This is a genomic window from Microcystis sp. M53603_WE2 (genome assembly GCF_030065435.1).
Genome location: NZ_JASJFF010000320.1, coordinates 1 through 3,132, shown reverse-complemented (window position 1 = coordinate 3,132; position 3,132 = coordinate 1). Strand labels below are relative to the sequence as shown.

The window sequence follows — 3,132 nt, the reverse complement described above, 5'->3', positions numbered from 1 at the left end:
CGATCCCCCCTGCCCCCCTTGATAAGGGGGGTGCCGATCCCCCCTTAATCCCCCCTTAATAAGGGGGGCATCTGATAATTTTTAACGCCTACCTACTTAGGGTCTGCTGAAAAGGTTTTCCCTGGTGGCAGGGTGTGGGGTTTTACCGGTTTTGAGGTGGCCAATTACCTAATTTTCAGGGAAAAAGTACCTGAATTTTCCCCCCAATCACTCCAAAGGTCGGCACTTTTTGAGGGAAAACAAGTCTAAAAACCCTATCCAACAAGGTTTTTAGATTTATTCAGCAAACCCTAAATAATTCTAAAACCGAAGGGATTGATGTTCTGCCTCGCTCAACAATCCAAGCCGCTTCAGCTAAAACAATAGCCGGTAAAACTAATTCACTGTTCGGGTCAGAAAGGATCGTTTTGGCATTTTTTCCCAATCGGGGATTCCCTTCTAAAAACCAAATTAAGGCGTGAGTATCCAGCACATATTTCATCGGTTTAAGACCAATCTAAGTGGTCATCTGCATCGCCCTGAAATTCGGCGAATGAAAAATCTTCTTCTGTAGATTGATAATCCCCCGTGAACATTCCAAAGCACATTAATTTGGGATATTTTTGGATTGGTTTATCTTCTAAAAATGTGATAATAACTGAACTTTCTTCTAGGTTATTGGGAGTTTCTAAAAGCTCGAACTTTCCTTGTCTATAAATGCCTTTAACTGATTGTAGCATTGACTTAGTTTCCTAATTGTTAATTAAGTTTTGGAGATAGTCTATCTAATTTTACCTTAAATATTTTCTGGAAGCATCTCAATTTTGCCAGTGGAGTGACAGCATAACCCCTTCCTATATAATAAAATGTTAAGTTTAGACTCGGCTTGAGCTATGTCTTTTAGCCTATAACAGTTTCTATCTTCTTGTCAAACCAAGGATTCTAACTATTTTTTGAGATAACTTTAAGTCTCAATATCTTCCTTGATTGTTACTATTTTTACATAACTACTCTAGGAGAGCCTTTATGGTTTATCTGAGTTAAGTATGCTAAAATGATAACACCGCTTCATTAAAAACTGATTTGAGCCAATTGTTTTTATTACAAATATTTTACACACTTCAAGCAAGAGGGCTACACCACTACTACCAAATCATTACCGTCCGCACCAACCACCATCGACAAAGAAGCGTCAGAAACTCGCCCCTTGGCGAAGCGGTGGGGAATAGTTCATTACTCCCACAGTTTTATATTTTCTTTAGAGATGGACTGTCCTAAAACCTGCTCAGAGCGGCCAAAAGTCAGAAAATAGAAATAAAGGTGCGATTGGAGAACTTGAGCAGCGATCGCACACATCAGCCGCCATTGGAGAAAGATAAAGTTATGGCAGATAACTACAGAAGTCGCATTGTTACCCAAGGTACCCAACGCAGTCCGAATCGGGCCATGTTAAGAGCGGTAGGTTTTGGGGATGAGGACTTTAGCAAACCAATCATCGGCATCGCTAACGGATTTAGCACCATTACCCCCTGTAACATGGGAATTAATGATTTAGCAATGCGTGCCGAAGCAGCCACCAGATTAGCGGGGGGAATGCCGCAACTTTTCGGGACTATCACCATTAGTGACGGGATTTCCATGGGAACAGAAGGGATGAAATATTCTCTCGTTTCTAGGGAAGTAATCGCCGATTCCATTGAAACCGTCTGTAATGGACAAAGTCTCGATGGAGTCCTCGCTATCGGGGGTTGTGACAAAAATATGCCGGGGGCAATGATTGCCATGGCCCGGATGAATATTCCCGCTATTTTCGTCTATGGTGGCACGATTAAACCGGGGCGCTACAAAGATTGCGATTTAACCGTGGTCAGTTCCTTTGAAGCCGTGGGACAGTACAGCGCCGGTAAAATCAGTGAAGAAGACCTCATCGGAATTGAACGCAACGCTTGCCCCGGGGCCGGTTCCTGTGGTGGAATGTTTACTGCTAATACCATGTCTTCCATTTTTGAAGCCATGGGGATGAGTTTACCCTACTCCTCGACCATGGCCGCCGAAGATGAGGAAAAAGCCGATAGTACCGAAGAATCGGCCAAGGTTTTGGTCGAGGCGGTTAGAAAACAGATTCTCCCTAGCCAAATTTTGACCCGTAAAGCCTTTGAAAACGCCATTTCGGTAATTATGGCGGTGGGAGGTTCCACTAACGCTGTGCTGCACCTTTTAGCCATTTCCCGCACCATCGGGGTAGAATTATCGATCGATGATTTTGAAACTATCCGGCAGCGTGTACCGGTTATCTGCGATCTTAAACCCTCCGGGCGTTACGTTACCGTGGATCTGCATAAAGCTGGCGGTATTCCCCAAGTGATGAAAATTCTCCTGGTTAATGGTTTACTACACGGGGATGCTCTCACCATTAGCGGTCAGACTATCGCCGAGATTTTAGCCGATATTCCCGACCAACCGCCCTCAGGCCAAGATGTTATCCGTCCTTTTAGCAATCCTGTCTATAAAGAGGGTCATTTAGCCATTTTAAAAGGAAATCTGGCCACAGAGGGGGCCGTGGCCAAAATTAGCGGCGTGAAAACTCCGGTCATCACCGGACCGGCGCGGGTGTTTGAGTCGGAAGAAACCTGTTTAGAGGCAATTTTAGCCGGAAAAATTCAAGCCGGGGATGTGGTGGTTGTCCGTTACGAGGGACCGGTAGGCGGACCGGGTATGCGGGAAATGTTAGCCCCCACTTCGGCAATTATCGGCGCCGGTTTAGGGGATTCCGTGGGATTAATTACCGATGGTCGTTTTTCCGGGGGAACCTATGGCATGGTGGTCGGTCACGTCGCTCCAGAAGCGGCGGTGGGTGGTACAATTGCCCTAGTCGAGGAGGGGGATCAAATCACTATTGATGCTCGTCAGCGTCTCTTGCAGTTAAATGTATCGGAGGAAGAATTAACCCGTCGTCGTCACCATTGGCAACCGCGCCCCCCACGCTATAAAACGGGAATTCTCGGCAAATTCGCCAAGTTAGTCTCCTCTAGCAGTCTCGGCGCTTTAACGGATTTGAATCTGTTCTAAAAGTATAACTAGGGTTTGCGGCAAAAAGCTTTTCCTGGGGGCAGGGTGGGGGGTGTGGGGTGTAGGGTGTGGGGTTTTATCGAT

3 protein-coding genes are annotated in these 3,132 nt (G+C 45.8%); 1 reads left to right on the top strand and 2 read right to left on the bottom strand.

Translation table 11 applies throughout. The features are described 5' to 3' along the window. Positions 1–280 precede the first annotated feature (280 nt). Both PX481_RS06975 and PX481_RS06970 read right to left on the bottom strand, forming a co-directional pair. The gene (locus PX481_RS06975; RefSeq protein WP_002763255.1) at positions 281–481 is read right to left on the bottom strand and encodes a type II toxin-antitoxin system VapC family toxin; all 201 of its coding nucleotides are present in this window, start codon (positions 479–481) and stop codon (positions 281–283) included. A gap of 4 nt (positions 482–485) precedes the next feature. Next, positions 486–719, bottom strand: a complete 234-nt coding sequence (locus tag PX481_RS06970; RefSeq protein WP_288094118.1) for a hypothetical protein — start codon at positions 717–719, stop codon at positions 486–488. Positions 720–1,362: 643 nt separating this feature from the next. Here PX481_RS06970 and ilvD point away from each other — a divergent pair. Further along, positions 1,363–3,048, top strand: coding sequence for a dihydroxy-acid dehydratase (gene ilvD / locus PX481_RS06965; RefSeq protein ID WP_002734426.1), 1,686 nt, complete (start codon positions 1,363–1,365; stop codon positions 3,046–3,048). The last annotated feature ends 84 nt before the right edge of the window (positions 3,049–3,132 follow it).

Coding starts and splice junctions, on each gene's coding strand:
- PX481_RS06970 (WP_288094118.1), bottom strand. CDS start 719: ATGCTACAATCAGTTAAAGGCATTTATAGACAAGGAAAGTTCGAGCTT.
- ilvD (WP_002734426.1), top strand. CDS start 1,363: ATGGCAGATAACTACAGAAGTCGCATTGTTACCCAAGGTACCCAACGC.
- PX481_RS06975 (WP_002763255.1), bottom strand. CDS start 481: ATGAAATATGTGCTGGATACTCACGCCTTAATTTGGTTTTTAGAAGGG.